We start from the raw sequence: 25,133 nt of genomic DNA on the forward strand, positions 1-25,133 counted from the left end.
ATCGGTCCGACAGCTTAGGATTCGGCCTGATCCTCTTTTGCGTCCTTTGCGCGCTCCCTTCCGGCAAAATGGCGGGCAACCAGTCCGGCCAGGACGGCCACAGCGATGCCGACGGCGAGGGCTACGAGCACGCGCTCATGGCGGGCAAATGCCTGGCCGACCATGCGCTCCGCTCCCAGCCCGAAGACATAGCCGACCGTGCCGAAGAGGGCTGCCCAGACTGCCGACGAGATGGCGTTCAGGATGACGAAGCGCGGCACCGACACGGTCGACAGCCCGGCGGCGATGCCGCCGACAAGCCGCATTCCGTAGATGTAGCGGTTCGTCAGCACGAAGATGTTGGGATGGGTGTTGAGCAGCCGGTAGGCGCGGCGAAAACCCGGCCGCCTGCGCAGCCTGACGACATAGGGATGATCGGCAAAGCTGCGGCCGAGGGTGAAGAAAGCCGCGTCGCCGGCGAAGGCGCCGAGAAACGCGGCCAGGAAAGCCTGCCAGAGCACGAATATGTGCTGATGGGCGAAGAAGCCGCCGAGGATGGCAGCGCTTTCGCCCTCGGCGACGCAGCCAAGGAAGACCGCGATCAGCCCGTATTGCTCGATGAGACGATGGATGGCCTCGGTCATCAGCCCGCCGACCGCGCCGACAGCTTCTCGTCGATCCGCCTGATCTGCTCGGCCATGCGCAGGATCTCGTCGCGCATGCCGATGAGCTCACTGTGGCGCAGTTCGTCGAGCTTCTCATGCAGCGCCATGATCTCGATCTCGGCCTTCAGGTTGACCTCATAGTCATGGGCGGCGTCGATGCGGTCACGCTCGGTCTGGCGGTTCTGCGACATCATGATCACCGGTGCTTGCAAGGCGGCGACCATCGAGAGCACGAGGTTGAGGAAGATGAAGGGATAGGGATCGAAGGCGTTCCGCGACAAGAGCCAGACATTGCCAAAGGTCCACAGCACCAGAAAGGCGATGAAGCCCAGAATGAAGGACCATGAGCCCCCGATACGGGCGATCGTGTCGGCAACGCGATCGCCATAGCTCTGATGGAAGGCGACTGCCTCGTTGGTGTCCCTGGTGATGGTGGTGCGTTCCAGCGTCGACTTGAGCACGCGGCTCTCGAGAGGAGAGAGACCGTCCGGCTGTCGCTTCAGCCAGCGGTTCGACAGATCCTCGACCGTCTTGTTCATCGTCCTCTCCGTCGTCAGGCCCGCGTTTCCAAGAATCCGGATGGTAACCGCTGCGCGTTTTTCCTGAGATTGCTCACTTACCTCACGCAATTCCGGACGGAAAACCGCTGCGCACTTTTCCTGGAATTGCTTATAGAGGTAGAGGCTACCGAGCCTGACGGGAAGTGATAGATTGGTCGGAACAGGCGAGGGCGGAAATGGCCGACTTCCAGCAAATTCGTGCCCGGGCGGCAAAACGCAAGGGCGGTGAAGAGGCGCTGGCGTCGCTGCTCGGACCCATGCCCGACAACACTGCCGTGGCGAAGGTTCATGACGACCGCATCCTCTCCACCATGGCCGAGCGCATCTTTGCCGCCGGTTTCGTCTGGCGGGTGATCGAGCAGAAATGGCCTGGTTTCGAGGAGGCGTTCCTTGGCTTCGAGCCGAAGCGGCTCCTGTTCCAGCCGGACGACTTCTGGCACGAGCTGGCGTCCGACAAGCGCATCGTGCGCAACCCGCAAAAGATCAAATCCGTGCGCGACAACGCGGCTTTCGTCGACCGCGTCTCGAAGGAACATGGCGGCTTCGGCAAGTTCCTGGCCGACTGGCCGGCCGACGACCAGGTCGGGCTGACCGCCTATCTCGGCAAGCATGGCAGCCGGCTCGGCGGCAACACCGGCCAGTATTTTCTGCGCTGGCTGGAGTGGGACACCTTCATTGTTTCCGCCGACATGGCGGCGGCGCTGCGCGACGCCGGTCTCGACATCGCCGAAAGCCCGACCTCGAAGCGGGACCTCGACAAGATCCAGGCGCAGATCAACCGATGGTCCGCCGAGACCGAGCTGCCGCGCCGGCACATCTCGCGCATTCTGGCGATGTCGATCGGCGAGAACCATTCGCCGGAGACGCTGCGCGAATATATGGGCGAGCAGGCCTGATCGCCTGCGGCTGCAGCGGGACTTGACCGGCATTCGCCGGCCAGTCCTGGGTGGCACAAGCAATCGCCATTGCCCGGCGATTGCCGCCACGCTAAATCCAATTCATGACCCAGACCGCTCCCGACCTACTGCGCATTGCCGTCGCCCAGCTCAACCCGACCGTCGGCGACGTCGCCGGCAATCTCGCCAAGGCGCGCGAGGCAAGGGCGGTTGCGGCCCGCCAGGGCGCCGATCTGGTGCTCTACACCGAGCTCTTCCTCGCCGGCTATCCGCCGGAAGACCTGGTGTTGAAGCCGGCCTTCCTGAAGGCTTGCGAAAAGGCAGCGCAGGATTTCGCCGGCGACACTGCCGATGGCGGTCCTGGCGTCATCATCGGCACGCCGCTGAAGCGCAAGAGCGGCACGCATAACTCCATCGTCTTCGCCGATCGCGGCAAGATCATCGCCGAGCGCTACAAGCTCGACCTGCCGAACTATGGCGAGTTCGACGAGAAGCGCGTTTTCCAGGCCGGGCCGGAGCTGCAAGGGCCGGTGAATTTTCGCGGGGTGCGCATCGGTGTCCCGATCTGCGAGGACATCTGGGGCGACATCGCCGTCTGCGAGACGCTGGCCGAGAGCGGCGCCGAGATCCTGCTTGTGCCGAACGGCTCGCCCTACTACCGCGCCAAGATCGACGTCCGCCACCAGGTGGTGATCCGTCAGGTCATCGAATGCGGATTGCCGATGATCTACGCCAATCAGCTTGGTGGCCAAGACGAACTCATCTTCGACGGCGCCTCCTTCGCCATTGGCGCGGACAAGACGCTTGCTTTCCAGATGAGCCAGTTCGAGGAGACCGTCGACGTCACCACCTGGAAGCGAAGGGATGGCATCTGGGTCTGTTCCGAAGGCCCAATGTCGAAGATTCCGGAGCGGGAGGAGGCCGACTACCGGGCCTGCATGCTGGGCCTGCGCGACTACGTGAACAAGAACGGCTTCAAGAACGTGGTGCTCGGCCTCTCCGGCGGCATCGACTCCGCGATCTGCGCTGCACTGGCGGTCGACGCGCTTGGCGAGGAGCGGCTGCGCACCGTCATGATGCCCTATCGCTATACCTCGAAGGACTCGCTGAAGGACGCCGAGGATTGCGCCCGCGCGCTCGGCTGCCGTTACGACATCGTGCCGATCTCCGAGCCGGTCGAAGGTTTCCGGCATGCGCTGACCCAGCTCTTCGAGGGCACTCAGGAAGGTATCACCGAGGAAAACCTGCAGAGCCGTGCGCGCGGCACGATCCTGATGGCGATCTCGAACAAGTTCGGTTCGATGGTCGTCACCACCGGCAACAAGAGTGAGATGTCGGTCGGCTACGCCACCCTCTATGGCGACATGAATGGCGGCTTCAACCCGATCAAGGACCTCTACAAGATGCAGGTCTATGCGCTGGCGCGCTGGCGCAACGCGCATGTGCCGCCTGGGGCGCTCGGCCCATCGGGCGAGGTCATTCCGAAGAACATCATCGATAAGGCGCCGTCGGCGGAGCTGCGCGAAAACCAGACCGACCAGGATTCGCTGCCGCCTTACCCGGTGCTGGACGACATTCTCGAATGCCTGGTCGAGCACGAGATGGGCGTTGACGACATCGTCGCGCGCGGCCACGACCGGGCGACGGTGACGCGCGTCGAGCATCTGCTCTACATTGCTGAGTACAAGCGCCGGCAGGCGGCCCCAGGCGTGAAGATCACGAAGAAGAATTTCGGCCGCGACCGCCGCTACCCGATCACCAATCGGTTCCGGGATCGCCGCTAGTCCGCTGAAACGCAAAGCTGTTCGCCTGAACCGGCGCTGTTCGCAGCGCAATCCACCATTGTTGCAAAATCGTCTCAGTGGCCGGACAAGAAGCCCTCCTGGCGCCGCCCTGCCTTGGCGAGATGGTGAGCCGCGTCTATAAGAGCGCTTCCGCGATTCCCTTTCGGGAGGACCGTATGGCAGGATTTGACATCGTTATGCGAGGCCGCGAAGCCTAGATCTGCACCGGCCGTCCGAACTCCGTTCGGAAGGCCATCCGCAGGCAGGCATCTGGCTCTGCCGGTCGCCACCGAGGGCGCGCGACCAGCCATACTGAACCTCCCCGTTTCAAGGGCGCCATAGGGCGCCGGCGCGGGTTTTCCAATTTGATTTTAGCGGGACCGGGCCTCTGTGCGCCCGGATGACATCATGGTTTTCAGAATAGATCTGCGCGCCAGCGCCTTTCGCAGCGTACTCGGCTTCACGCTTGGCCACTGGCGCCGCCAGCCGTGGCGCCTGTCGCTCATCATGGGCGCATTCCTGCTCTCGACGCTGGCCGACGTGCTGACGCCGCTCTATTCCGGCCGGCTGGTCGACGCGGTCGCTAGCAGCGCCGGCGCCGACGAGGTTGCGTGGCACGCCGCAATGACGGCGTTCTCCATCCTGATGGCGCTGGCGTTGGCGGCTGTGGTGCTGCGCAACGCCGCCTTCATGGGGATTGTCGAACTGACGCTGAAGATGATGTCGGACATCGCCGCCGACGCGTTTCACCGCGTCCAGCGCTTCTCGACGGACTGGCACGCCAACAGCTTCGCCGGCTCGACGGTGCGCAAGATAACGCGTGGCATGTGGGCGCTCGACCTGCTCAACGACACGATCCTGATCGCGCTGCTGCCGTCGTTCGTCATGCTGGTCGGCTCGACGCTGCTGCTCGGCTGGTTCTGGCCGATGATGGGGTTGGTGGTCGCGATCGGCTCGGTGCTGTTCATCGCCGTCACCGGCATGCTGTCGCTTGGCTACGTCGCGCCGGCGGCACGCCTCGCCAACAGCTGGGATACACGCCTCGGCGGCGCGCTGGCCGACGCGGTGAGCTGCAATGCCGTGGTCAAGGGTTTTGGCGCCGAGGCGCGCGAGGAAGCGCGGCTTGCCCGCGTGGTCGCCAAATGGCGTCTGCGCACGGGCCGTACCTGGGTGCGCGGCACGTTCAACGGCACGTTGCGCAGCCAGATCGCCATCGTGCAGCAGGAGCCGATCCTGTTTCACCGGTCGCTGGCCGAGAACATCGCCTATGCCAGGCCGGGCGCAACGCAGGCCGAGATCGAGCATGCCGCGAAGCTCGCCAGCGCGCACGACTTCATTGCCGATCTGCCCAAGGGTTACGGAACCCTGGTCGGCGAGCGCGGCGTGAAACTGTCGGGCGGCGAGCGCCAGCGCGTGGCGATCGCGCGCGCCTTCCTGGCCGATGCGCGCATCCTGATCCTGGACGAGGCGACATCGAGCCTGGATTCCGCATCGGAGGTGCTCATCCAGAAGGCGATGGAGCGGCTGATGGTCGGGCGCACGACATTGGTCATCGCACACCGGCTTTCGACCGTGCGGGCACTCGACCGGCTGCTGGTTTTCGACCGCGGCCGCATCATCGAGGAAGGCTCGCATGACGAGCTTATCCGGCTGAACGGTGGTATCTACCGTCGGCTGTTCGAGCGCCAGGCGCTCGAACTCACCAAAGGCCTGGTCGCCTGAGGAAAGGCATCCGGCTTCGGCCGGGTGCCTTCCCGCCTTGCGGACCGACCGTCAGCCGTAGTGCAACTTGGGCTTGGCCTCGGTACCGGTGAACTTGACGCCCACGCGGTTGTTGCGGCGCCAGCGGACTTCCGCGCGATAAGCCACGCCATCGAGCGGGACGTAGAGCAGGAAACGATCGGGAACGCGTGATTCCGGTGCGACTTTCAGCTCGGCGCCACCGGCATTCTGATTGCGCAACGTGCAACTGACCTCGGAATTCTGGATACCGGTGATGATCGTCCCGCCCTTGAGCACGCGCTGGCGGTGCTCGCGCCGGTGTTCGCCGGAGTTTTCTTCAAGTGGTTGCGCGGAGTTCGTCATTGATCGACGCCATTAGCCGAATCGGCACTGCATTAACCACACAAAGCACCGATGTTCGCGCACCGCAACGTGCGGCATGCTCGTCGGGTCACATATGCGTTATTTGAGCGATGACTCAGGCGAATCTATGCGGATCGGCGCAGAAATAGGCAATGATCTGGCAAAGATCGGGCTCGTTGACCATGCCGGCGGCCTCGGCGGAGCCGACCCATCTGCGAGTGCGGGCGCGCTTTTCCTTCCAGCGGTCCGCGACGCGGTCGACCTTGAGCGGGAACACCAGGACCTCGCAAGGCACTTCCTCGCCGGATGCCAGGACCTTGCCGTAGAAATAGCGGCCGGCTTCGAGATGCGAGACCGTGCCGTGCAAGCCCGCTTCCTCGCCCGCTTCGCGGGCGGCAGCTACGCAAAGCGGCTCCCTGGCTTCCGGCCAGCCTTTCGGCAGCACCCAGCGCCCGGTATCGCGGCTGGTGATCAGCATGATCTCGACGCCGTTTTCGTTCTCACGCCAAGGCAGGGCTGCAACCTGCAGGCGGCAAGGCACTGAGCCGAAGAGTCGTCGGACTCTTTCGGCCATCTGGTTGTGCGTCGTTGGCCTCGTCAACATCGTAGAAGCTGCCCCGAGCCTCTAGAATCATTTGCCATCAAACGAATCTTACGACGTATTGTGGACGATAAAAGTAAAAAACTTCACTCGGGTTGGTTAACCCGGACAGGGCAGGCAATTGCGAAATCATCGCCCCCGAGAGCCTTCTCCCCGAGAGCCTTCTCTATACAGCAAACAGTGATTTGGGCGGGCGCTGGACGGAAACAGCAGCTTCCAACGATCAGCCGGCGTGATCGTCGGCAATCGGCTTCTGATAGGTGAAGCCCATGTCCCACGGGAAGTAGATCCAGGTGTCCTGGCTGACCTCGGTGACGAATGTATCGACCAGAGGCCTTCCCTTCGGCTTGGCATAGACGGTGGCGAAATGCGCCTTCGGCATCATGGCGCGCACGATGCCGGCCGTCTTGCCGGTATCGGTGAGGTCGTCGATGATGAGCACACCCGCGCCGTCATCGGCAAGAAGCGAAGGCGAGATCTCCTTCAGCACCTGCAACTGACCCTGGCTCGTGTAGTCGTGATAGGAGGCGACGCAGACCGTTTCGATGACGCGGATGCCAAGCTCGCGCGAAATGATCGCGGCGGGCACCAGTCCTCCTCGGGTGATGCAGACGATCGCCTTCCACTGGCCTTTGTTGGTGCCGGAAAGCCGCCAGGCGAGCGCGCGGGCATCGCGGTGGAACTGGTCCCAGGAGACCGGAAAGGCTTTTTCGGGAAGGGACATGGTTCGTGCACTCCGCAAGCGCGCGCCGCAGCGCGCAGATACGATGGAATGCAGCCGGAATTAGCCGGAAAGCGCCGGCCTTGGCAAGGTGGCCGCCAGGGATGGCTGTGTACTTATACCGCGTCGCGCTGTTCAGGCGACGCGGTGCAAGTTCCCTGTTTGATACATGTCCTTGTCCCCCGAACCCGATTCCCACTTCGCGGAGACAGGCTTATCTCGACAGGAAGGCTGCCACGTTTGCCGTGCGCAGCACGGTGCGGGTGACGCCGCCGAACAGGAGCTGTCGCAGCCAGGAGTGGCTGTAGGCGCCGAGCACCAGCAGATCGGCGCCGGATTCGGCGATCCTCTCCTGGATGATGTCGTCGACCGAGCTTGCCCCCGATTTCTGCACGGAAACGCTGACATTGGCGCCGTGGCGTGACAAGGCAGCCGCGATCTCGGCGCCCGCCGCCTCGGGAGCCTCGTCGAGCGTTTCCGGCGGATCGATGACGAGAATGTCGGTCTTGTCCGCCTCGCTGATGAAGGGCAAGGCATCGAATGCTGCACGAGCCGCTTCCTTACTGCCGTTCCAGGCCAGCAGTACACGCCTGAAGGTGGTGACGAGCGGCCCGGCATGCGGAACGACAAGCACCGGCCGGCCTGCATCGTAGACCAGCGTATCGACATCGGCGCCCGGATCGCCCCCGGTGTCGCGCTGCGCGGCGATAATCAGGTCAGCCGCCCGCACGCTCGAAATGCCGGTCAGCGCGCTGTCGCCGGAGAAGCTTTCGAGGCTCCGCCACTCGAAGGACAGGTCGGAATCCTCGACGCGCCTGAGAAAGACCGCCTGCAGCTTCTCGGCGCGCTCCTTGTTCATCTCGGCCGAGACCTGCAGGAATTCGGTGTCGGGGAAACCTGTTGCCGACGTATAGGGGACGGGAAGCGCTTCGGCGTGGATGCCGACGAGGTGGCTTTCGAATCGCTCGGCAAGCGGGATGGCGCAATCGAGCACGCGCTCGGCGTCCTGTTCGTTCTGCAGAATGGCGACGATCGTCTTGAAGCGCATGGCAGATCCCTCAAATTTATCGGCGCAAGATCGCCACCGGCATCAATGGCCGCAACGAAAGTGCCGTGCCAGAAACGTCGGCGCGCGCCTTCTGGTTCCGGGGTCAGCTCGCGACCGACAGGCCCGCCACCATGGCCGCAACATCCTTGCGCGCGGCCTCTAGCGCCGCTTCGTCGCGGGCGCGCACGACGAGCTCGGTCCAGAATTTGCCCTCGCCATATTTCGGGTAGGAGCCGATAATGGTGTCGGGATGCGCTTTTTGGATGTCGGCCAGCGGTCCGCCGATCAGGCCTTCGCCGAACGGGCAGTGCACGGTGGCCGACAGCATCCTGATGCCGGTCTTCAGCGTCGGCACGACATTGTCGAGCATCGCCTGGAAGATCGACGGCACACCGGCCATCACGTGAACGTTGCCGATACGGAAGCCTGGCGCGATCGATACCGGATTATCGATGTGGTCGGCGCCGCGCGGCATGCGCGCCATGCGCTTGCGCGCCTCGGTGAATTCGATACCGCGCTCGGCATAGCTTGCCTCCAACATGGCGTAAGCCCTGGCATCGTATTCGCAAGGCACGCCGAAGGCCTTGGCTATCGAATCGGCGGTGATGTCGTCATGCGTGGGGCCGATGCCGCCGGTGGTGAAGACATAAGTATAGCGGGCGCGCAGCGCGTTGGCGGCGGCGACAATCTCGTCCTCCTCGTCGGGAACGATGCGCACTTCCTTCAGGTCGATGCCGATCGCGGTCATGATATCGGCGAGATGGCCGATATTCTTGTCCTTGGTCCTGCCGGAGAGGATCTCGTCGCCGATGACGAGCATGGCGGCGGTGACGATTTCGGGCATGGCTCAGCGGACAGCCGGCCGCAATGCGCACGCGAGGCGGGGCTCTTGTGGCAGACACGGTTGCGAGTAAGGTGCGTCGGTACGGCTCGGGTGCAAGATGCTGATATCGATTTTGCCATGGCTGATCGGTGGTCTGCTCGTTGCGGCGGCCGCCGTCGTGCTCGGCTTCATGCTCGCAACATCGTGGATCGCGACCAAGGCCGAGAGGCTGGTACCGGCGTGCGGCAAGTTCATCGAGATCGGCGGCAGCCGCATCCACTATGTCGAAACAGGCGAGGGCAGGCCGATCGTGTTCCTGCACGGGCTCGGCGCGCAACTCCATCATTTCCGGCACACGCTGTTCGGCCGCTTCGGCGCCGGCTACCGGCTGATCGCTCTCGACCGGCCGGGCTCGGGATACTCGGTGCGGGCGGGCGGGGCGAGCGGCCGTCTGCCCGAACAGGCGGAAGTGGTGCGGCGCTTCATCGAGGAGCTTGGGCTCGAACGGCCTTTGATCGTCGGTCATTCGCTGGGCGGCGCCATCGCGCTTGCACTTGCGATCGAGCATCCGACGGCGATTTCCGGCATCGCGCTCATCGCGCCGCTGACGCATCTGGAGGCGAGGGTGCGCCAGAAATTCGACCTGCTCTATGTTCCCTCGCGCCTGAAGCGCTGGATCTTGGCCCATACTTTAGCGATACCGTACAGCCTGAAATATGCGGAGCCGACGATGAAGTTCATCTTTGCGCCGCAAGCCGTGCCGGGGGACTACATGATCGCCGGAGGTGGTTGGCTCGGGTTGCGGCCCGCCCATTTCCAGGCGACCTCCACCGATATCGTGGCGGTGGAAGAGGATCTCGGCCGCCTCGAACAGCGCTATGGCGAGATCCTGATGCCGGCCGGCATTCTGTTCGGCGCGGATGACCGGGTGATCGGCATCGCGGCTCATGGCGAACCGATGCCGGGCAGGATCAGAGAGCTCGATTTCGAACGCGTCCAAGGGCTCGGGCACATGCCGCAATTCGTGGAACCGGAACGCGTCGTAGCCTTTATCGAGCGCATCGCCGCGCGCGCATTCCCAGCGTGAGGATCCCGTTCGAGTCAAAGGCCGAGAGGGATCGCGTCCGTTCACGAACCGTCACACAAAAGTGTCGGACATTCCGCCTCACCTACACTTGCAACGGGAACTTCGGCTCCAACCCTCGGTTTTAATCCGTGTCGGCTGGCGAATTTCCGGCCAGCAAGAATGCGGCAATTCACCAGATGGAGACCAATATGCTTACGAAGATTTTTGCAGCCTCGGCGCTTGTCCTTGGCATGGGCACCTCGGCTATGGCACAATCGTCGGACGCTTGGTGGTGGTGGCATCGTGATCGCCCGGTCCATAGCGAGCAAGCGCCGGTTGATCCCTACACCACGGGCAGCATTTATTCCGATCGCGACGCCAGCGCGCTAAACAGCTTCGGCAACGGTGCCGTCGGCCCATGCGCCTCGGATACGGCCGGCCCCGATGCGAATGCCGGCCCGAACGTCAACGACCAGTATTGCGGCAAGTAGTCCGTTCGCCAGCGAGCGACCGACGTGAAGCTTTTACAGCGTCGGTCGCAGCAAGGTCGAGCGACGGAAATTAATCTGAGACTTCGGTCTGCGGCCGGTCGCGGCCATCGGCCAGTTCGTCATGCCAGACACCCTCGGAATCCTCATACTGGATGCCATCCGTGGTGCCGGCGACCTGCTGCTCGGCCGAAGCAATTTCAGCCGCGCGCAGCGCGTCCTGGCGGGTGGGAAATGTTTCTGAAAAAGTCGAGCCGACCATGTAGGCCCAGCCGCCGTCATGCTCGACGATCTTGTAGGTCAGTTTCGCCATGGAATCCTCCGGTCGAGAAGCCCTTTGCCTGCTCAATGCAGCTTTCCGTCGGACAGCCTTTCTTCGGGAACCAGCACTTCAGATTCCTCGGCTGCCTCGATCAGCGCGCGGCGCGCGTCCGCCGTCGAACGATACCCCTCCAGCGCTTTCAGGCAAGTATCGAGAGCATCACGATGCCGCTGGCCGCGATTGAGCGGCCATACGGTCATCAGGCACTCGGCCGCTTCGCGGGTGCTGCTTATTTGGCGATATTTGCCGACATGGCCGAGTTCGACCACCACCGGCTTCTCAAATGGCTTGCTGTCTGTCATGGCCGCCAACGTAAAACGGCCAATTTGGTTGCAATGGTGGCGGAAGGCTGCGCCCAAAGGTCTCAGCCAATCGTCACCTGTGCAAGCCGTTCAGCCCGCGGCCTTCATCCAGTGCTGCATCGTCGTGACCGAGCGTGCCAACTGCGGCGCCGGACGGATTTCCTCGCTGAACGTCGCCGCCGCGCGCCAGCCCCAGCGCGGATCGGCAAGGAAGGCGCGCGCCAGAGCCACCATGTCGGCGCGGCCGTCGGCCACGATCGCCTCGGCCTGCTGCGGATCGTCGATCAGGCCGACGGCGCGCGTCGGAATGCCGGCGCCCTTGCGCACAGCCTCGGCCAGATGCACCTGGTAGCCGGGGCCGCTGGGCAGCTTCTGCAACGGCGAATTGCCGCCGCTGGAACAGCACAGATAGGCGACGCCTTCCGCCTTTAGCGCCTTGGCCACTTCGATTGCCTCCTCGATCTCGAAGCCGCCGTCGACCCATTCCTTCACCGAAAGGCGGGCCCCCAGCATCAGGCCCGGCGCTGCCTTCTTCACCGCCCTGGCGATCTCCACGGCGAAGCGCATGCGGTTTTCCAGCGAGCCACCCCAGCGGTCGGTGCGCTGGTTGGAAAGTGGCGACAGGAACTGGAAGATCAGATAGCCGTGAGCGGCGTGCAGCTCGATGAAGTCGAAGCCGGCGCGCTCGGCCCGCTTGGCCGCATCGGCGAAATGTTGGATGACTTGCCGGATCTCTTCCTCGCCCAATGCGTGCGGTATATTCCACCCTGTGTCATAGGCGATGGCCGAAGCCGAAACGGTCTGCCAGGGATCCTCGCCCGCTTGCAGGGGGCCGCCGCCTTCCCAAGGCCTTCTGTTGGATGCCTTGCGGCCGGCATGGGCGAGCTGGACGCCGAATTTGGTGCCGGGCGCAGCGACGCGCCTGGCCGCATCGAGCGTGCGCTTGGCCGCCGCCTCGTTGTCGTCGGAGTAGAGGCCAAGGCAGCCATGCGAGATGCGGCCGCGCCGCTCGACGTCGGTCATCTCGACGGTCACCATGCCGGCGCCGGACATGGCCAGGTTCATCCAGTGGTGCAGATGCCAGTCGCTGGCGGAACCGTCCTCGGCCGAATACTGGCACATCGGCGCTACCGCAATACGGTTTGGAAAGGTCAGGCCGCCGAGGGTGATCGGCTGGAAAAGCGATGATGTCATGGAAACGGCTCCTGGGAGAGATATCGCTATCTAGGCAGCCGCGGCACTTCGCGCCAGACAACAGCTGGTGAAAGTCTCGCTGGACCAGTCGCTTTCCAGGATTGCGCCCGCGCCTGTTCGCCGATAACGCTTGCCGACAGCACGGAGCCAATCATGGAAGATCGCGTCCGCATCCAGTCTGAAGAAGTCCTGTCCGACGATTGGGCGGTGCTCAAGAAGACGGTGCTCGACTATCGCCGCCGTGATGGGCGCTGGGAGACGCAGATCCGCCAAACCTACGATCGCGGCGACGGCGCGGTGATCCTGCCTTTCGATCCGCAGCGCTCGACGGTGCTGCTGGTGCGGCAGTTCCGCTATCCGGCCTATGTCACCGGTCATCGCGAGCCGCTGATCGAGGCCTGTGCCGGTCTGCTCGACGAAAACGATCCGGAAACCTGCATCCGCAAGGAAGCGGAAGAGGAGCTCGGCTATCATTTGAAGAACGTTGAGCGGCTGTTCGCGCCCTATATGAGCCCCGGGAGCGTGACGGAACGGCTCTGGTTCTTTACCGCGCGCTATTCGCCGGCCGACCGTATTTCCGACGGCGGCGGAGCTCCGGAAGAGGGCGAAGACATCGAGGTGCTGGAAATGCCGCTCGACGAGGCGCTGGCCGGCATCGCCGACGGCCGTATCGTCGACGCCAAGACCATCATTTTGATCCAGCACCTGAAGCTCAATCCGATCAAGGGTTGAGTGGCCTGCCACCCGAAGCGAGGAGCGAAGGGTGGTGCGGACGACGGGAATCGAACCCGTACGATCAGAGATCGAGGGATTTTAAGTCCCTTGCGTCTACCAATTCCGCCACGTCCGCGCGCCGCGATTTCAAGCACTTGGGCCGACACGAGTCCAGCCTTGTGGGCGGGATGGCACCGTATTGCCACCGAATATTGCTCTTCCGCATCGGTTCTCATCGCAACTGGACCGGCTATGGCTCGCCTTCCGGGCCGCAGAAGACCAGCGCAGGGCGCGCTGTTAACCCTTCTCCACGACGGTGAGAGCGTCAGTCTCGCTGTTCCCGTTCCACGGGAACGTCTGCTGTTCGATGACGGTCAGCCCTGCACGCGCGCTGACATGCTCGACAAATCCCTTTGGCATGAAATTCCGCCAATCGGGATTTTCCTTGAAGGATGCGGTTGGATTATCCGAGTAGTTCGAATGATGAAGGAGAGCTCGTCCCCCCGGTTTCAAGACGGAGGCGACTTCCATGATGTAGGACGCCACGGTCAGCGGTTCGAAATGAACCATCGAGTCGTAGCTGAAAACGGAGGAAAAGCGCCCCTTTTCAAACGGTAGACTCTTGCCGTCCGGTGAAAGCGTCACGGTCACATGAGAAGCGCTTGAAAACCGTTTCCTAGCCAATGCAGTGGCATCGACCGAAGTATCGATCAACGTCAGTCGCCTGCAACGGCCGACGATCTGCGCCGAATGACGTCCGGCACCGCTGGCTATTTCGAGCACATCATCCAAGTTCAAATATCGCTCAAAAGCTTTGCGAAAGCGGCTCGCCGGTGCCCAAAACCAAGCCACCAACTCAGGGTTTTCGTATTTCTCAAAGTACTCATAATCAGAGGCGCCAAAACTACGCCACGTATCGACGATTGCTTCGTGCGCAGCGTCAGGCTCAGTCATAAGCCTTCCCCCCTCTTTCTTCTTGGCCGCACATTTTAGAGGGATTGGCCGTCAAAGGCAAAGGAGGCGCACGCAAGCTGGCTTGCCAAGGGGAGCAGCTATCCGCTTCATGGCTTCCGCAGTTCTCACCCCGGCACCGCCGCCGTACTCGGGAATGAAGTCGGCGCCGGCCGCTTCGAGAGCTGCTTATAGGGCGGACATCAAATAACCCGGTGGGTCGACTCTGTTTTGATCCCGCGGTCGCCGGCCACCTTCGTTCCGTGCTGCTCCGCAAATCAGAATTTGTAGCTGAAGCTTACGCCCAGGGTATGGAGCTTCAGGTCCTGATCACGATCGGAGAAGTCGTCCGGGACGTCGAAATGCTCCTTGCCGAAATCGTAGTAACGGTATTGGGCGCCGACGACGATGTTGCTGCTCAGCGCATAGTCGACCCCGGCGCCGATCGTCCAGCCGGTGCCGGTGCGTGTCTTGGCGAAGCCGCTGCCGCCGACGTCTTGCGAGGTCTCGATACCGGCGAAGGCGACGCCCCCGACGCCATAGATCAGCCAGCGATCGACCGCCAAGCCGGCTTCGGCATTGATCGATCCCAGCCATTTGACCTCGGTGCCGACGGCATTGCCAGGGTCGAGCAAGGCCGAAGCGTCGATCGAGGCATAGTTGAGCTCAGCGCGCGCGCCGATCACCGCCTGATTGAACTGCCAGAGGCCGGCGACATGGCCGCCGACGAAGCCGCCGTCGACATCGGGAGAAGCGGCGAACGGCTCGCCTTCCGTGCCGGAGATGTCAGATGAGCCCCAGCCATAGCCGGCCTGCAGGCCGGCATAATAGCCTGTCCAATCGAAGCCCGGCGCAGTCATGGGCAGGTCGGCGATCGCGTCCGCGGCCAAGGCCGGCCCGGACAGCAGGGCGAAAAAGCCGGCACTGGCAAGTGTCAGGCGACCCATCGAGCGCTCCGAAATGGCGGTTTCGAAAACTTCTCGGTGCAACCTAGCGTTATTCGCCCGAAAACGGAATTGTATTCCTGCAACAGTGGTTTACTTCGGCGGGTTGCGCACGCGATCCTCCAGGTCGCGCTGGTTCTCCTCGGGAGTGGCCAGCCGCGTGAAAGCATATTCGGCTAGTAACGAACCGGCGATGAAGATGGCGATCGGCGCGGCCCATGCCCAGAATGAATGCAAGGTGAAGAAGGCCAGGCCGGCGCTACATGCCGACAGCATGAAAATTGCGAACCGGATCGTTTTTGCCATCTCTTCTGCAACCCAAATAGCCGGAGATCCAGTCTAGGCGAGATTTCGCCCTGCTGCCGGAGAGATCTGTCGGGAACCGGTCCTGCCTTAAAAACAAAGCAGTTTTGCCAACTGGTCAAAACCGCGCCAGCTTGGCACAGTCGGGCAAACAGGAGTTTCTTCATGGCGAGCCGCACCAATCCGACGAAACCCAAGCCCTGGACCGAAGTGGCGACGCAACTGGTCGACGTCGCGATGGGGCGCCGGGCTGCCGATCTCGTGATCCGCAACGGGCGCTGGGTGAATGTCCATTCGGGCGAGATCATTCCGGGCACCGACATCGCCGTCGCGGCCGGACGTTTCGCCTATTGCGGGCCGAATGCCGGCCACACGATCGGGCAGGGGACCAAGGTGGTCGATGCGGGCGGCCGCTATCTGGTGCCCGGCCTCTGCGATGCGCACATGCACGTCGAAAGCGGCATGGTCACGGTGACGGAATTCTGCCGCGCGGTGATCCCGCACGGCACCACCTCGATGTTCATCGATCCGCACGAGATCGCCAATGTTCTGGGCCTGCCGGGCGTTCGGCTGATGCATGACGAGGCGGTCGCGATGCCGATCAACGTCCATGTGCAAATGCCGTCCTGCGTGCCTTCGGCGCCCGGCCTGGAGCATGCCGGCGCGGAGCTTACGGTCGCAGACGTCGCCGAGGCGATGACCTGGGAGAATATCATCGGCCTTGGCGAAGTGATGAATTTCCCGGGAGTCGCCGCCAACGATCCGGTGATGTCGGGCGAGATCGCCGAGACGGTGAAGGCCGGGAAAACCGTCGGCGGCCACTATGCCTCGCGCGATCTCGGGTTGCCATTCCACGGCTATGCCGCCGGCGGCGCCGAGGATGACCATGAGGGCACGCGCGCCGAGGATGCGATCGCCCGCGTGCGCCAGGGCATGAAGGCGATGCTGAGGCTGGGGTCCGCCTGGTACGACGTCGCTGCGCAGATCAAGGCGGTCACCGAAGGCGGCATCGACCCGCGCAACTTCATCCTGTGCACCGACGACAGCCATTCCGGCACGCTGGTGCATGAGGGTCATATTGATCGGGTGGTGCGGCACGCCATCAGCCAGGGCCTGAAGCCGGTGACGGCGATCCAGATGGCGACGCTCAACACCGCCCAGCATTTCAGGCTGGAACGCGAGGTCGGTTCGATCGCGCCGGGGCGGCTGGCGGATCTTTTGATCGTCTCCGATCTTGCCCAGATGGCGATAGACGAGGTCTATGGCCGCGGCGTCAGACTGGCGAAAGCCGGCAAGCTCGAGATCGACATTCCGGCCTATGATTATCCCGGGACGGCGAAAAACACGGTCAAGCTCGGCAAAAGGCTCAAGGCGTCTGACTTTGACATCGCCGCGCCACAGGGTGCCAACGAGGTGCGGGCGCGGGTGATCGGCGTGATCGAGAACCAGGCGCCGACCAGAGCGCTCGAGGCCGACCTGCCCGTCGAGGACGGGCTGGTCGCCATGGATCGCCGCAACGACATTTGCCAGATCGCCCTGGTCGAACGCCACAGGGGCACGGGCGGCGTCACCAACGCCTTCGTGTCGGGCTTCGGCTATGTGGAAGACTGCGCGATGGCCTCGAGCGTGGCGCATGATGCGCACCACATCATCGCCGTCGGAACCAACAAGGAGGACATGGCTTTAGCCGTCAACCGGCTGAGCGAGGTCGGCGGCGGCGTCGTGCTTTACTCCAAGGGCAAGGAACTGGCGCTGGTGGAAATGCCGATCGCTGGGCTGATGTCGGACGAGCGCGCCGAGATCGTCGCGGCCAAAGCCGAGCAGTTGACGGAAGCGATGCGCAAGGTCGGCTGTTCGCTCAACAACGCCTACATGCAGCATTCGCTGCTGGCGCTGGTCGTCATCCCGGAACTCAGGATTTCCGATGTCGGCCTTGTCGACGTGACGTCGTTCCAGAAGGTCAATCTGTTCATCTAGCATGTGCCGATGTTCGGGTGAGGTCAGCCTGACCGAACCTCGACACGCCCTAACCGGTGCTCAGCCGCCGGTGGCGATCGTCAGCACCCTGAACGGCGTGGTGATGACCACCTCGGCGACCGAGCCGACCGCCTTGCCGAGACCCTGGCCGATATTGTTGAGCTGCGTCGGGTCCGGTTCATCGGAGGCAAGACCGGCAGGCGTGCGCAGTCGATTGCCGAGCAACTGCACCAGGATCGGATTGTCGGCGAATTTAGCATGGTTCAACCGGTCTCCGCCCTTGGTTCGGGTCAGATCGACCACCGTCACGCCGTAGTTGGCGAGATCTGCCGCGTTGTCGTAATCGCCGACGCGCGGCTTTTCGCCGGAAATGAAGCTGGACAGCTTGAGCGCCCGGTCGTCGCCCGAGAGAAGGATGGCGAAAGGCTTGTCGGGCTTGCCGTAGCGGATCATCTGCTTCTTGAAGACATCGACGTCGATGTCAGGCGAGGCGAGGATGACGTAGCCGAGCTTGCCGTTGAGATCGCGGTCGCCGGTGATGGCGAGCTGGCGCAAAGCTTCCATCGTCAGCCAGGTCCCCATCGAATGGGCAATGATGTCAATGCTTTTGGCGCGGGACTTGGCAAGCATCCTCAGTGTCGCTTCCAGGTCGTCGCGCGCGGCGGTGGAGCTGTCCTTGTCATAAATGTAGCCGGTCGTCTTGCCGCTCGACGCCCACGAGAACAGCACCGGTGTGCCCGGATAATTCGTGTCGTGCGCGATCTGCGTCAGGCGGTAAACGCCATCGTCGAAGCCGTTGTTGAAGCCGTGCACGAAGACCAGGGCGCGGTCGCCGCGTATGGCAATATCGGTGCCGACCGCCTTGGCGAATTGCGAGGCGTTCCCATAGTGGACGACATCGGTTGCGGTGAACTGCCTGGCCGGAATGCTGTCGGCCGAACCCTTGGCTCGCTCGATCGCGCCAACCTGGTGGATCTTTGGAACCGTGACATCGACGCGGGCGTAGCTGGTGGTCAGCGAACGGTCGCCGTCGAAAACCTGCCGCGGGTCCTTGGTCGCCTGTTGCCGGGTCGTGGCGACGAAGATCTCGTGCTTGGCGGCAATGTCCGATGCAGGCGCGGTAACGGCCTTCCGATTGAGCAGGTCATGCGCGTTCTGCCCAGCGCAGCCCGTCAGGGCAAGCGTGATGGCAAGGCCAAGGACGATCTTCGAACGCACGATCACCCGGGATCCCCCAAGGGCGGCAAACCTCTCGGGCTCCTTCGATAAAGCCAGCGAGCGGTCTGGTCCAGTTCAAAGTCCGTGCAGGGCGGCAACCGCGTGAACACGGTTATTGAGTGGCGAGCTGGCTGATCCGGTCGGTGACGTCGCGGTCGCTGGCAAAGCCGTCGTCCTGGCGCAGCCGCTGGCCGATCATCTTCACCAGCATCGGGTTGTCGGCGAATTTGGTGTGGTTGAAGCTGTCGTTGCCCTTCACCTTGGAGAGGTCGACCACCGTGACGCCGTAGGAGGCGAGGTCGGCCGCGTCCCTGTAGTCGCCGACGCGCGGCCGTGCACCGGCAATCAGGCCGGAGAGCCGGAGAGCGCGGTCGTCGTCCGACAGGAGCAGGATGAACGGCTTGTCGGGCTTGCCGTAGCGGCGCATCTGGCTCTTGAAGACATCGACGTCGATGTCGGGCGAGGCCAGGAGAACATCGCCGAGCTTGCCGCCGAGGTCGCGGTCACCGGTGATGGCGAGCTGTCGCAGTGTTTCCATCGTCACCCACGTCCCCATCGAATGGGCGACGATGTCGATGCGGCGCGCACCGGTCTGCGCCAGCATTCTCAGCGTCACTTCCAACTGGTCGCGGGCGGCGGCGGCACTTTCCTTGTCATAGACATAGTCGGTGGTCTTGGCGCCCGAAGCCCATGAAAAAAGCACCGGCGTGCCGGGATAGCCGGAATCGTGAACGATCTGGGTCAGACGGTAGACGGCATCGTCGAAACCGGTGTTGTAGCCGTGGACGAAGACCATGACGCGGCCGCCGCGGGCGTCGATGTCGGCATTGAGCGCGCTGGAGAATTTCGGCTGCGTGTCGTAGCCGACGACCTCGGAAGCCATGAAATATTTGGTCGGATCGTTCGACGTCCCGCGCGAGCGGCGCTCGATCTGACCAGTCTCATGAACCGGCGGGACGGTGACGTTGACGCGGGCGTAATTGAGCGTCGCCGAGCGCTCGCCGTCGAAAACCTTGTTCGGGTCGTCGGAGCGCTTGCGGGTGGTGGCGATGAAGATCGAATGGTTGCCGGCGATCTCGGTCGCCGTCGTCGGCACCACGACGCTGCCCAGGATTTCCTGTGACGGTCGTCCCGCGCAGCCTGCAACCAGCAAGGCCAGGGCAATGATGCAAATCGTCTTCAAATGCACGTCGAAACTTCCATTCCGGCCGCAATTGGCCATCCGCCTCCGCGAAATCCTCCCGGACAGGGGAAGTGCGGCGGAAGTAAGTCGTGTCCAGCGGAAATTTGATCGGCAGGTGCCAACCGCCTCGGCACTGTTGCGCGAAAACCAAAGTGGCGGCAGGAGGGCGGCGAGCGGCTGCATCGGTGGCCGCGAAAACCAAACTATGCAATAGGCTTGGGCTGCGAACCACATGGTCTCGGAGCCGGTTGCCTCATGAACAGTTTTTCTTCCCGCGTCGCAGCCGCCGCGGAGGCGATCCGCGGGATCTTTCCGGAAACGCCGCTGCAGGAGAACGACTATCTGTCGAAAAAGACCGGCGCCCGCATCCTCCTGAAGCGCGAGGACCTGACGCCGGTCCGCTCCTACAAGATCAGGGGCGCCTTCAACTTCTTCCGCAAGGCGCTCGCCGCCGGCAACAATGCCGAGCTGTTCGTCTGCGCCTCGGCGGGCAACCACGCGCAGGGCTTTGCCTTCGTCTGCCGCCATTTCGGCAAAAAGGGCGTGGTGTTCATGCCCGTGACGACGCCGCAGCAAAAGATCGACAAGACGCGCCTTTTCGGCGGCGATTTCGTCGAGATCAGGCTGGTCGGCGACTTCTTCGACGATTGCTATCGCGCCGCCTTCGAGTTCACCGAAGCCGCCGGCGCGCATATGGTGCCGCCCTTCGACCACAAGGACATCATCGAGGGGCAGGCGACCGTTGCCTATGAGATCGCAGCCCAGATGCCGGGCGGACGCATGCCCGACATCGTCATGCTGCCTGTGGGCGGAGGCGGCCTGGCTGCAGGCGTCACCCACTATTTCGCCGACCAGCAGCGTGAATTGCGCTTCGTATTCTGCGAGCCGGCGGGCGCGCCTAGCCTTAGCGAGAGTCTCGCCGGCGGCAAGCGGATCAGGCTCGCCAAGGTCGACAACTTCGTCGATGGGGCGGCGGTGGCTGAAATCGGCCGCGAGCCGCTGCGCCATCTCAAGGAATTCACCGCCGACGCGGTGCGCCTTGTCCCGGAAAACCGGCTTTGCGCGACGATGATCGAGATGCTCAATGTCGAGGGCGTGGTGCTGGAGCCAGCCGGCGCATTGGCGATCGACGCGCTCAAGGATTTTTCGCGCAAGGAGAGGAGGGGCAAGACCATCGTCGCGATCGTCTCGGGGGGCAATTTCGATTTCGAGCGCCTGCCGGACGTCAAGGAACGAGCGCTGCGTTTCGAAGGGCTAAAGAAGTACTTCATCATCCGCTTCCCGCAGCGGCCGGGCGCATTGCGCGATTTCCTCGAAATGCTCGGCCCGGACGACGACATCACGCGCTTCGAGTATCTCAAGAAGTCGGCGCGCAATTTCGGCTCGGTGCTGATCGGCATCGAGACCAAGGACCGGCGCAATTTCGATCTGCTGAAGGCCAATTTCGACGCCGAGGGCGTGCAGTATCAGGACATCACCGACAACGAGACGCTCGCGGGGTTCATCATATGAGCGGGCCAAAAACGGGCGACAAAGGAACGGTGTTCGTAGCCCTGTTTTCCGGCATCAATGTCGGTGGCAACCGCATCGTCAAGATGGCGGAGCTGAGGTCGTTCTTCGAAGACCTCGGCTTCACCGATGTATCGACCTACGTGCAAAGCGGCAACGTCGTGTTTCGTGCCAACAACAACGACGCTGCGGCGCTGACCAAAGCACTCGAAGCGGCCTTCGAGAAGAAATGGGAGTTCAATTCCCGCATCATGGTGCGCAATGCCGGCTGGTTCGAGCGCCTGGTGAAGGACAATCCCTATCCGGAGGTTGCCGGCGAGCCGACCAAGCTGCATGCCTATGCGCTGGAGCGAGAGCCGACCGCGGAAGAGGCGAAGCGGCTGGCGGAAAAGTGTGCCGGCCCGGAGCGCTTCGAGATCAAAGGCGACGTGCTTTACCTGCATGCGCCGGAAGGGCTTGGCAAATCGGTGTTTGCCAATCTTATTGGGCGAACGCTCAAGGTGCCGGGCACGGCGCGCAACTGGCGCAGCGTGCTTGCGCTGCTCGAAATGGCCAGCAAGGCCGCCGGCTGACGCTCAATACTTTCAGGCAGCCTTCTGCCAATCGAAAGTCAGCTCCTCGCGGAAGGCGAAGCGCTTGATGTGGTCGGCGACCACGGTTTCCAGCCGCTCGAGCGAGGCGGCGTCGTCAGCGGCGACCGCGATGTGGAGAGCCTTGTCGTCTGCATCCATCACGGTGCGGCCGAGCGAGAGCTGGATGGCGCCGTGATGCGGGTCGAATTCGACCGGGAACTTGTGCGCCCAGTGCTTGCAGAGCTGCTGCAGATAGCGGCTGGCGTTTTCAGTGGCGACGTCGGCGCGGCTGGTCGGCATGAAATTCTCCCGGCGATCAAGAAAAGCGCCAGCCTGATCTGGCTGGCGCCACAAGCGCTTAGATAGGCGCGATCCGGCAAAACGCCATAGACCGGCCGGTCAAATCCCCGGGAGGGGCAGGCGCCTACCAGCTTCCCGTATTCGACATCGAGGCCCATGGCTCCGCCTTTGCCTTGGCCGGGCCTTTCTGCAGCAGCTCGATGGAGATGCCGTCCGGCGAGCGGATGAAGGCCATGTTGCCGTCGCGCGGCGGCCGGTTGATGGTCACGCCATTGTCCATCAGCTTCTGGCAGGTGGCGTAGATGTCGTCGACCTCATAGGCGAGGTGGCCGAAGTTGCGGCCGCCTTTGTACTCCTCCGGATCCCAATTGTAGGTCAGTTCGACCAGCGGCGCCTTCTCGGCAATGCCGCTTTGCTCGTCATCGGGCGCGGCGAGGAAGATCAGCGTGTAGCGTCCCTGCTCGTTCTCGTCGCGACGCACTTCCTTGAGGCCGAGCTTGTTGCAGTAGAAATCGAGCGATTGATCGATGTCGGCGACGCGGACCATTGTGTGAAGATAGCGCATATCGGATTCCTCGCGGCGTTACGTTTGCGGCGCACCATAGGAGCCGCTCCGCCAAAGGGCAATCGTCCGACAAAACCGATAAGGTGATCGATTTCAGCCGCCCCTTTGCGCTTCAGGCCGCGCCGGTAAACAACAATTGAGGCTTTCCGGTGCTCAACGGTGAAAAAAGGCACGTCAGGTCTTGCACACCCCGGAAGCCGCAGTGTTAATCTGATGGCAAGAATCACTAGCGGTTGCAGTTGGAAAAGGGGGCGTTCTTATGGGGGAAAAAGCCTCTTTTACGAGGCGGGACGGAAGCCTTGACGACGCCTTGACGCGAGACAGTGGCGGCGACTCCGCCGGGCTTGTCGAAATCGCCGGCGCTATCAAATGGTTCGACGTGGCCAAGGGCTACGGCTTCATTCTTCCGGACGACGGCGTCTCGGGTGATATTCTCCTCCATGTGACATGTCTTCGAAGAGACGGTTTTCAGACCGCGCTGGAAGGCGCGCGCGTCGTCTGTCTGGTCAAGCAGGGCGAGCGTGGCCTGCAGGCGTTCCGGGTTCTTTCCATGGACGCCTCGACAGCGGTGCATCCGGCCGAGCAGGAGCAGCGCACGCATGTCACCGTGACTGCCGAGAGCGGGCTCGAGCGGGCGCTGGTGAAGTGGTTCAACCGCACCAAGGGCTTCGGCTTCCTGACCCGGGGCGAGGGCACCGAGGACATCTTCGTCCATATGGAGACGCTGCGCCGCTATGGCATCACCGAGCTGAGGCCCGGCCAGGTCGTACTGGTTCGCTTCGGACGCGGCGACAAAGGCCTTATGGCCGCCGAAATACACCCCGATATGGGCACCTTGCCGGTCTCGCATTAAAGCGCGGCCCGACGCACTTTATTTTTTGCTTGATGCAGGTTCGCCAAAACCGCTTGGCAGTTTTGGGCGACATGCATCGGGCCCTCTCGATACGATCGGGATGCCCTGCCCGGTGCAAGGCCGTTCCTGTCCAAAAACCAGTTCCACTCGCTCGGATCATGGTCTAGGACAGGGCCTGTACGAGGTATCACATGGCTCATCGCAACTGGCTGACCGCAGGCGCGCTTTGCGCCGCCATCGCTCTGGCCGCCATTTTCAGCGCCTTGAGACCGAGTTCGGCGGACGGTCAGGCGATGATGCTGCCTGCCGATCCGACGCCGCTCGTCGCGATCACCGGCTCCGGCAAGCATTCCTTCTCAATCGAGATCGCCGACAGCTCGGAAGAACGCGAGGCCGGGCTGATGTACCGCAAGGACATGGCCGACGATCACGGCATGCTGTTCGTGTTCGAGCGGCCCGCTGAGGTGAATTTCTGGATGAAGAATACACCGATGCCACTCGACCTGGTCTTTATCGGCCAGGACGGCAGGATCAAGGCCGTCAAGCGTGGCGAACCGGAGTCGGAGGCGATCATCTCGCCCGGACAGCCGGTAAGCTTCGTGCTTGAGCTGAAGGCGGGAACGGCCGCCAAGGACGGTCTGAAGGACGGCGATCTCCTGCGTCATCCAGCGATCGATAAGGCCTCGGGCGCCGGCTCCAACTGACCGCGGCTGCGCCAGATGCAATATTTTTCCCATGACGGCTTCGAACTCGCTTACCTCGACCGCCGGCCGGCGTCCGGTCAGGGCGATCCGGTGCTGATGATCCACGGCTTCGCCTCCAGCCACTACGTCAATTGGGTCTCGCCGGGCTGGTTCAAGACGCTGAACGACGCGGGGTACCGCGCCATCGCCCTCGACAATCGCGGCCACGGTTCTTCGACGAAGAGCTACCAGGAGGCCGACTACACGCCGGCCAAGATGGCCGCGGACGCGGCCGCGCTGCTCGATCACCTCGGCATCGAGCACGCCCATGTGATGGGCTACTCGATGGGCGCGCGGGTATCCGCCTTCATGGCGTTGTCCAATCCGGACAAGGTGGCGACGCTGGTGTTCGGCGGCCTCGGCATCGGTCTTGTCGACGGCGTCGGCGACTGGGATCCAATCGCCGATGCGCTTCTGGCCGAGGATCCCGGTACGATCAGCCATGCGCGCGGCCGCTCGTTTCGCGCCTTCGCCGACCAGACGCGCAGCGACCGCCGGGCGCTGGCCGTCTGCATCGTCGGCTCACGCGCGTCAATGAGCGAGGACGATGTCGCGCGGATCGCCCAGCCGACCCTGATTGCCGTCGGGACCAAGGACGACATCGCCGGCTCGCCCGACCAGCTTGCCGCGCTGATGCCCGACGCAGAGGCTTTTCGCATCGAGGGCCGCGACCACATGCTTGCCGTCGGCGACAAGAGCTTCAAGCAGCGCGTGCTGGAGTTCTACGCCGAAAATCCGCTCTGACCCATACCGTCCGCTGCGGGCGA

The 25,133-nt window shown here is 63.1% G+C and carries 29 protein-coding genes and 1 tRNA gene; 12 read left to right on the plus strand and 18 right to left on the minus strand.

Annotated features, from left to right (window positions below; all coding sequences use genetic code 11):
* Nucleotides 1-14 precede the first annotated feature (14 nt).
* Together EJ078_RS27825 and EJ078_RS27830 are read right to left on the minus strand one after the other, a co-directional pair.
* Nucleotides 15-623, minus strand: coding sequence for a DedA family protein (locus EJ078_RS27825; protein ID WP_127215168.1), 609 nt, complete (start codon nt 621-623; stop codon nt 15-17).
* Nucleotides 623-1,183, minus strand: a complete 561-nt coding sequence (locus EJ078_RS27830) for a DUF1003 domain-containing protein (protein ID WP_127215169.1) — start codon at nt 1,181-1,183, stop codon at nt 623-625. The genes EJ078_RS27825 and EJ078_RS27830 overlap by 1 nt, the downstream gene beginning before the upstream one ends.
* Before the next feature lie 197 nt (nt 1,184-1,380).
* Between EJ078_RS27830 and EJ078_RS27835 the strand changes: the two genes are divergently transcribed.
* The 3 genes from EJ078_RS27835 (at nt 1,381) to EJ078_RS27845 (ending at nt 5,606) form a co-directional block, all read left to right on the plus strand.
* Nucleotides 1,381-2,100, plus strand: a complete 720-nt coding sequence (locus EJ078_RS27835; RefSeq protein ID WP_127215170.1) for a DNA-3-methyladenine glycosylase I — start codon at nt 1,381-1,383, stop codon at nt 2,098-2,100.
* A gap of 104 nt (nt 2,101-2,204) precedes the next feature.
* Nucleotides 2,205-3,884 (plus strand): NAD+ synthase, encoded by a 1,680-nt coding sequence (locus EJ078_RS27840; RefSeq protein ID WP_127215171.1) that lies wholly within the window; start codon nt 2,205-2,207, stop codon nt 3,882-3,884.
* A 408-nt stretch (nt 3,885-4,292) separates the two neighbouring features.
* Nucleotides 4,293-5,606, plus strand: coding sequence for an ABC transporter ATP-binding protein/permease (locus EJ078_RS27845; protein WP_164750421.1), 1,314 nt, complete (start codon nt 4,293-4,295; stop codon nt 5,604-5,606).
* A 51-nt stretch (nt 5,607-5,657) separates the two neighbouring features.
* Here EJ078_RS27845 and EJ078_RS27850 read toward each other — a convergent pair whose 3' ends face one another.
* From EJ078_RS27850 to EJ078_RS27870, 5 genes are all read right to left on the minus strand, one after another.
* Nucleotides 5,658-5,969, minus strand: a complete 312-nt coding sequence (locus tag EJ078_RS27850) for a PilZ domain-containing protein (RefSeq protein WP_127404194.1) — start codon at nt 5,967-5,969, stop codon at nt 5,658-5,660.
* A gap of 115 nt (nt 5,970-6,084) precedes the next feature.
* The gene (locus EJ078_RS27855; RefSeq protein WP_127215173.1) at nt 6,085-6,573 is read right to left on the minus strand and encodes an NUDIX hydrolase; all 489 of its coding nucleotides are present in this window, start codon (nt 6,571-6,573) and stop codon (nt 6,085-6,087) included.
* Nucleotides 6,574-6,793: 220 nt separating this feature from the next.
* Nucleotides 6,794-7,294 carry a xanthine phosphoribosyltransferase gene (gpt, locus tag EJ078_RS27860; protein WP_066998919.1) on the minus strand — a complete coding sequence of 167 codons (501 nt, stop codon included), beginning with the start codon at nt 7,292-7,294 and terminating at the stop codon, nt 6,794-6,796.
* A gap of 211 nt (nt 7,295-7,505) precedes the next feature.
* The gene (locus EJ078_RS27865; RefSeq protein WP_067328185.1) at nt 7,506-8,339 is read right to left on the minus strand and encodes a universal stress protein; all 834 of its coding nucleotides are present in this window, start codon (nt 8,337-8,339) and stop codon (nt 7,506-7,508) included.
* Between the two features lie 103 nt (nt 8,340-8,442).
* Nucleotides 8,443-9,183, minus strand: coding sequence for a competence/damage-inducible protein A (locus tag EJ078_RS27870; RefSeq protein ID WP_127215174.1), 741 nt, complete (start codon nt 9,181-9,183; stop codon nt 8,443-8,445).
* A 97-nt stretch (nt 9,184-9,280) separates the two neighbouring features.
* Between EJ078_RS27870 and EJ078_RS27875 the strand changes: the two genes are divergently transcribed.
* Nucleotides 9,281-10,249 carry an alpha/beta fold hydrolase gene (locus EJ078_RS27875; RefSeq protein WP_095825227.1) on the plus strand — a complete coding sequence of 323 codons (969 nt, stop codon included), beginning with the start codon at nt 9,281-9,283 and terminating at the stop codon, nt 10,247-10,249.
* Between the two features lie 188 nt (nt 10,250-10,437).
* Entirely contained in the window at nt 10,438-10,719 is a 282-nt protein-coding gene (locus tag EJ078_RS27880) for a hypothetical protein (protein ID WP_127215180.1), read from the plus strand.
* Nucleotides 10,720-10,789: 70 nt separating this feature from the next.
* Here EJ078_RS27880 and EJ078_RS27885 read toward each other — a convergent pair whose 3' ends face one another.
* From EJ078_RS27885 to EJ078_RS27895, 3 genes are all read right to left on the minus strand, one after another.
* Nucleotides 10,790-11,029, minus strand: coding sequence for a DUF2188 domain-containing protein (locus EJ078_RS27885; protein ID WP_067328195.1), 240 nt, complete (start codon nt 11,027-11,029; stop codon nt 10,790-10,792).
* 32 nt (nt 11,030-11,061) lie between these two features.
* Complete coding sequence (locus tag EJ078_RS27890; protein ID WP_066998903.1) at nt 11,062-11,340, minus strand: DUF982 domain-containing protein; 279 nt, start codon at nt 11,338-11,340, stop codon at nt 11,062-11,064.
* Nucleotides 11,341-11,430: 90 nt separating this feature from the next.
* A complete protein-coding gene (locus tag EJ078_RS27895; protein ID WP_095825228.1) occupies nt 11,431-12,534 on the minus strand; it encodes an NADH:flavin oxidoreductase/NADH oxidase in 1,104 nt (367 codons plus the stop codon).
* Between the two features lie 153 nt (nt 12,535-12,687).
* Here EJ078_RS27895 and EJ078_RS27900 point away from each other — a divergent pair, with 153 nt between their 5' ends.
* Nucleotides 12,688-13,266, plus strand: coding sequence for an NUDIX domain-containing protein (locus EJ078_RS27900; protein ID WP_095802227.1), 579 nt, complete (start codon nt 12,688-12,690; stop codon nt 13,264-13,266).
* Nucleotides 13,267-13,298: 32 nt separating this feature from the next.
* Here EJ078_RS27900 and EJ078_RS27905 read toward each other — a convergent pair.
* The 4 genes from EJ078_RS27905 to EJ078_RS27920 all read right to left on the minus strand — a co-directional run bounded on the left by EJ078_RS27905 (nt 13,299) and on the right by EJ078_RS27920 (nt 15,449).
* Nucleotides 13,299-13,384, minus strand: a tRNA-Leu gene (locus EJ078_RS27905).
* Nucleotides 13,385-13,545: 161 nt separating this feature from the next.
* Nucleotides 13,546-14,202 carry a class I SAM-dependent methyltransferase gene (locus EJ078_RS27910; RefSeq protein WP_067328201.1) on the minus strand — a complete coding sequence of 219 codons (657 nt, stop codon included), beginning with the start codon at nt 14,200-14,202 and terminating at the stop codon, nt 13,546-13,548.
* 275 nt (nt 14,203-14,477) lie between these two features.
* Nucleotides 14,478-15,146 carry an outer membrane protein gene (locus EJ078_RS27915; protein WP_127215175.1) on the minus strand — a complete coding sequence of 223 codons (669 nt, stop codon included), beginning with the start codon at nt 15,144-15,146 and terminating at the stop codon, nt 14,478-14,480.
* Between the two features lie 90 nt (nt 15,147-15,236).
* Entirely contained in the window at nt 15,237-15,449 is a 213-nt protein-coding gene (locus tag EJ078_RS27920; protein ID WP_067328203.1) for a hypothetical protein, read from the minus strand.
* A gap of 162 nt (nt 15,450-15,611) precedes the next feature.
* Here EJ078_RS27920 and ade point away from each other — a divergent pair, with 162 nt between their 5' ends.
* On the plus strand, nt 15,612-17,423 hold the full coding sequence (gene ade, locus EJ078_RS27925) for an adenine deaminase (protein WP_127215176.1): 1,812 nt from the start codon (nt 15,612-15,614) through the stop codon (nt 17,421-17,423).
* Nucleotides 17,424-17,483: 60 nt separating this feature from the next.
* Here the strand turns inward: ade and EJ078_RS27930 are convergent, their stop codons facing one another.
* Both EJ078_RS27930 and EJ078_RS27935 read right to left on the minus strand, forming a co-directional pair.
* Nucleotides 17,484-18,647, minus strand: coding sequence for an alpha/beta hydrolase (locus EJ078_RS27930; RefSeq protein WP_127215177.1), 1,164 nt, complete (start codon nt 18,645-18,647; stop codon nt 17,484-17,486).
* Between the two features lie 106 nt (nt 18,648-18,753).
* Nucleotides 18,754-19,863 carry an alpha/beta hydrolase gene (locus tag EJ078_RS27935; RefSeq protein WP_179294602.1) on the minus strand — a complete coding sequence of 370 codons (1,110 nt, stop codon included), beginning with the start codon at nt 19,861-19,863 and terminating at the stop codon, nt 18,754-18,756.
* A 216-nt stretch (nt 19,864-20,079) separates the two neighbouring features.
* On the opposite strand from EJ078_RS27935, the gene ilvA reads away from it, so the two are divergent.
* Together ilvA and EJ078_RS27945 are read left to right on the plus strand one after the other, a co-directional pair.
* Complete coding sequence (ilvA, locus tag EJ078_RS27940) at nt 20,080-21,336, plus strand: threonine ammonia-lyase IlvA (RefSeq protein WP_127403861.1); 1,257 nt, start codon at nt 20,080-20,082, stop codon at nt 21,334-21,336.
* Entirely contained in the window at nt 21,333-21,905 is a 573-nt protein-coding gene (locus tag EJ078_RS27945) for a DUF1697 domain-containing protein (RefSeq protein ID WP_067328214.1), read from the plus strand. The genes ilvA and EJ078_RS27945 overlap by 4 nt, the downstream gene beginning before the upstream one ends.
* A gap of 12 nt (nt 21,906-21,917) precedes the next feature.
* Here EJ078_RS27945 and EJ078_RS27950 read toward each other — a convergent pair whose 3' ends face one another.
* Entirely contained in the window at nt 21,918-22,205 is a 288-nt protein-coding gene (locus EJ078_RS27950; RefSeq protein WP_067328442.1) for a DUF2218 domain-containing protein, read from the minus strand.
* A 124-nt stretch (nt 22,206-22,329) separates the two neighbouring features.
* Nucleotides 22,330-22,770, minus strand: coding sequence for a lactoylglutathione lyase (gene gloA / locus EJ078_RS27955; RefSeq protein ID WP_127215139.1), 441 nt, complete (start codon nt 22,768-22,770; stop codon nt 22,330-22,332).
* Nucleotides 22,771-23,029: 259 nt separating this feature from the next.
* On the opposite strand from gloA, the gene EJ078_RS27960 reads away from it, so the two are divergent.
* The 3 genes from EJ078_RS27960 to EJ078_RS27970 all read left to right on the plus strand — a co-directional run bounded on the left by EJ078_RS27960 (nt 23,030) and on the right by EJ078_RS27970 (nt 25,110).
* Nucleotides 23,030-23,623 carry a cold-shock protein gene (locus EJ078_RS27960; RefSeq protein WP_066998870.1) on the plus strand — a complete coding sequence of 198 codons (594 nt, stop codon included), beginning with the start codon at nt 23,030-23,032 and terminating at the stop codon, nt 23,621-23,623.
* Between the two features lie 191 nt (nt 23,624-23,814).
* On the plus strand, nt 23,815-24,327 hold the full coding sequence (locus tag EJ078_RS27965) for a DUF192 domain-containing protein (protein WP_127215140.1): 513 nt from the start codon (nt 23,815-23,817) through the stop codon (nt 24,325-24,327).
* 15 nt (nt 24,328-24,342) lie between these two features.
* Nucleotides 24,343-25,110 (plus strand): alpha/beta fold hydrolase, encoded by a 768-nt coding sequence (locus EJ078_RS27970; RefSeq protein ID WP_127215141.1) that lies wholly within the window; start codon nt 24,343-24,345, stop codon nt 25,108-25,110.
* Nucleotides 25,111-25,133 lie beyond the last annotated feature (23 nt).

It is taken from the genome of Mesorhizobium sp. M1A.F.Ca.IN.022.06.1.1 (assembly GCF_003952605.1).
In the GTDB taxonomy this organism is placed as follows: Bacteria; Pseudomonadota; Alphaproteobacteria; order Rhizobiales; family Rhizobiaceae; genus Mesorhizobium.

Coding starts and splice junctions, on each gene's coding strand:
- EJ078_RS27825 (WP_127215168.1), bottom strand. CDS start 623: ATGACCGAGGCCATCCATCGTCTCATCGAGCAATACGGGCTGATCGCG.
- EJ078_RS27830 (WP_127215169.1), bottom strand. CDS start 1,183: ATGAACAAGACGGTCGAGGATCTGTCGAACCGCTGGCTGAAGCGACAG.
- EJ078_RS27835 (WP_127215170.1), top strand. CDS start 1,381: ATGGCCGACTTCCAGCAAATTCGTGCCCGGGCGGCAAAACGCAAGGGC.
- EJ078_RS27840 (WP_127215171.1), top strand. CDS start 2,205: ATGACCCAGACCGCTCCCGACCTACTGCGCATTGCCGTCGCCCAGCTC.
- EJ078_RS27845 (WP_164750421.1), top strand. CDS start 4,293: ATGGTTTTCAGAATAGATCTGCGCGCCAGCGCCTTTCGCAGCGTACTC.
- EJ078_RS27850 (WP_127404194.1), bottom strand. CDS start 5,969: ATGACGAACTCCGCGCAACCACTTGAAGAAAACTCCGGCGAACACCGG.
- EJ078_RS27855 (WP_127215173.1), bottom strand. CDS start 6,573: ATGTTGACGAGGCCAACGACGCACAACCAGATGGCCGAAAGAGTCCGA.
- gpt (WP_066998919.1), bottom strand. CDS start 7,294: ATGTCCCTTCCCGAAAAAGCCTTTCCGGTCTCCTGGGACCAGTTCCAC.
- EJ078_RS27865 (WP_067328185.1), bottom strand. CDS start 8,339: ATGCGCTTCAAGACGATCGTCGCCATTCTGCAGAACGAACAGGACGCC.
- EJ078_RS27870 (WP_127215174.1), bottom strand. CDS start 9,183: ATGCCCGAAATCGTCACCGCCGCCATGCTCGTCATCGGCGACGAGATC.
- EJ078_RS27875 (WP_095825227.1), top strand. CDS start 9,281: ATGCTGATATCGATTTTGCCATGGCTGATCGGTGGTCTGCTCGTTGCG.
- EJ078_RS27880 (WP_127215180.1), top strand. CDS start 10,438: ATGCTTACGAAGATTTTTGCAGCCTCGGCGCTTGTCCTTGGCATGGGC.
- EJ078_RS27885 (WP_067328195.1), bottom strand. CDS start 11,029: ATGGCGAAACTGACCTACAAGATCGTCGAGCATGACGGCGGCTGGGCC.
- EJ078_RS27890 (WP_066998903.1), bottom strand. CDS start 11,340: ATGACAGACAGCAAGCCATTTGAGAAGCCGGTGGTGGTCGAACTCGGC.
- EJ078_RS27895 (WP_095825228.1), bottom strand. CDS start 12,534: ATGACATCATCGCTTTTCCAGCCGATCACCCTCGGCGGCCTGACCTTT.
- EJ078_RS27900 (WP_095802227.1), top strand. CDS start 12,688: ATGGAAGATCGCGTCCGCATCCAGTCTGAAGAAGTCCTGTCCGACGAT.
- EJ078_RS27910 (WP_067328201.1), bottom strand. CDS start 14,202: ATGACTGAGCCTGACGCTGCGCACGAAGCAATCGTCGATACGTGGCGT.
- EJ078_RS27915 (WP_127215175.1), bottom strand. CDS start 15,146: ATGGGTCGCCTGACACTTGCCAGTGCCGGCTTTTTCGCCCTGCTGTCC.
- EJ078_RS27920 (WP_067328203.1), bottom strand. CDS start 15,449: ATGGCAAAAACGATCCGGTTCGCAATTTTCATGCTGTCGGCATGTAGC.
- ade (WP_127215176.1), top strand. CDS start 15,612: ATGGCGAGCCGCACCAATCCGACGAAACCCAAGCCCTGGACCGAAGTG.
- EJ078_RS27935 (WP_179294602.1), bottom strand. CDS start 19,863: ATGGCCAATTGCGGCCGGAATGGAAGTTTCGACGTGCATTTGAAGACG.
- ilvA (WP_127403861.1), top strand. CDS start 20,080: ATGAACAGTTTTTCTTCCCGCGTCGCAGCCGCCGCGGAGGCGATCCGC.
- EJ078_RS27945 (WP_067328214.1), top strand. CDS start 21,333: ATGAGCGGGCCAAAAACGGGCGACAAAGGAACGGTGTTCGTAGCCCTG.
- EJ078_RS27950 (WP_067328442.1), bottom strand. CDS start 22,205: ATGCCGACCAGCCGCGCCGACGTCGCCACTGAAAACGCCAGCCGCTAT.
- gloA (WP_127215139.1), bottom strand. CDS start 22,770: ATGCGCTATCTTCACACAATGGTCCGCGTCGCCGACATCGATCAATCG.
- EJ078_RS27960 (WP_066998870.1), top strand. CDS start 23,030: ATGGGGGAAAAAGCCTCTTTTACGAGGCGGGACGGAAGCCTTGACGAC.
- EJ078_RS27965 (WP_127215140.1), top strand. CDS start 23,815: ATGGCTCATCGCAACTGGCTGACCGCAGGCGCGCTTTGCGCCGCCATC.
- EJ078_RS27970 (WP_127215141.1), top strand. CDS start 24,343: ATGCAATATTTTTCCCATGACGGCTTCGAACTCGCTTACCTCGACCGC.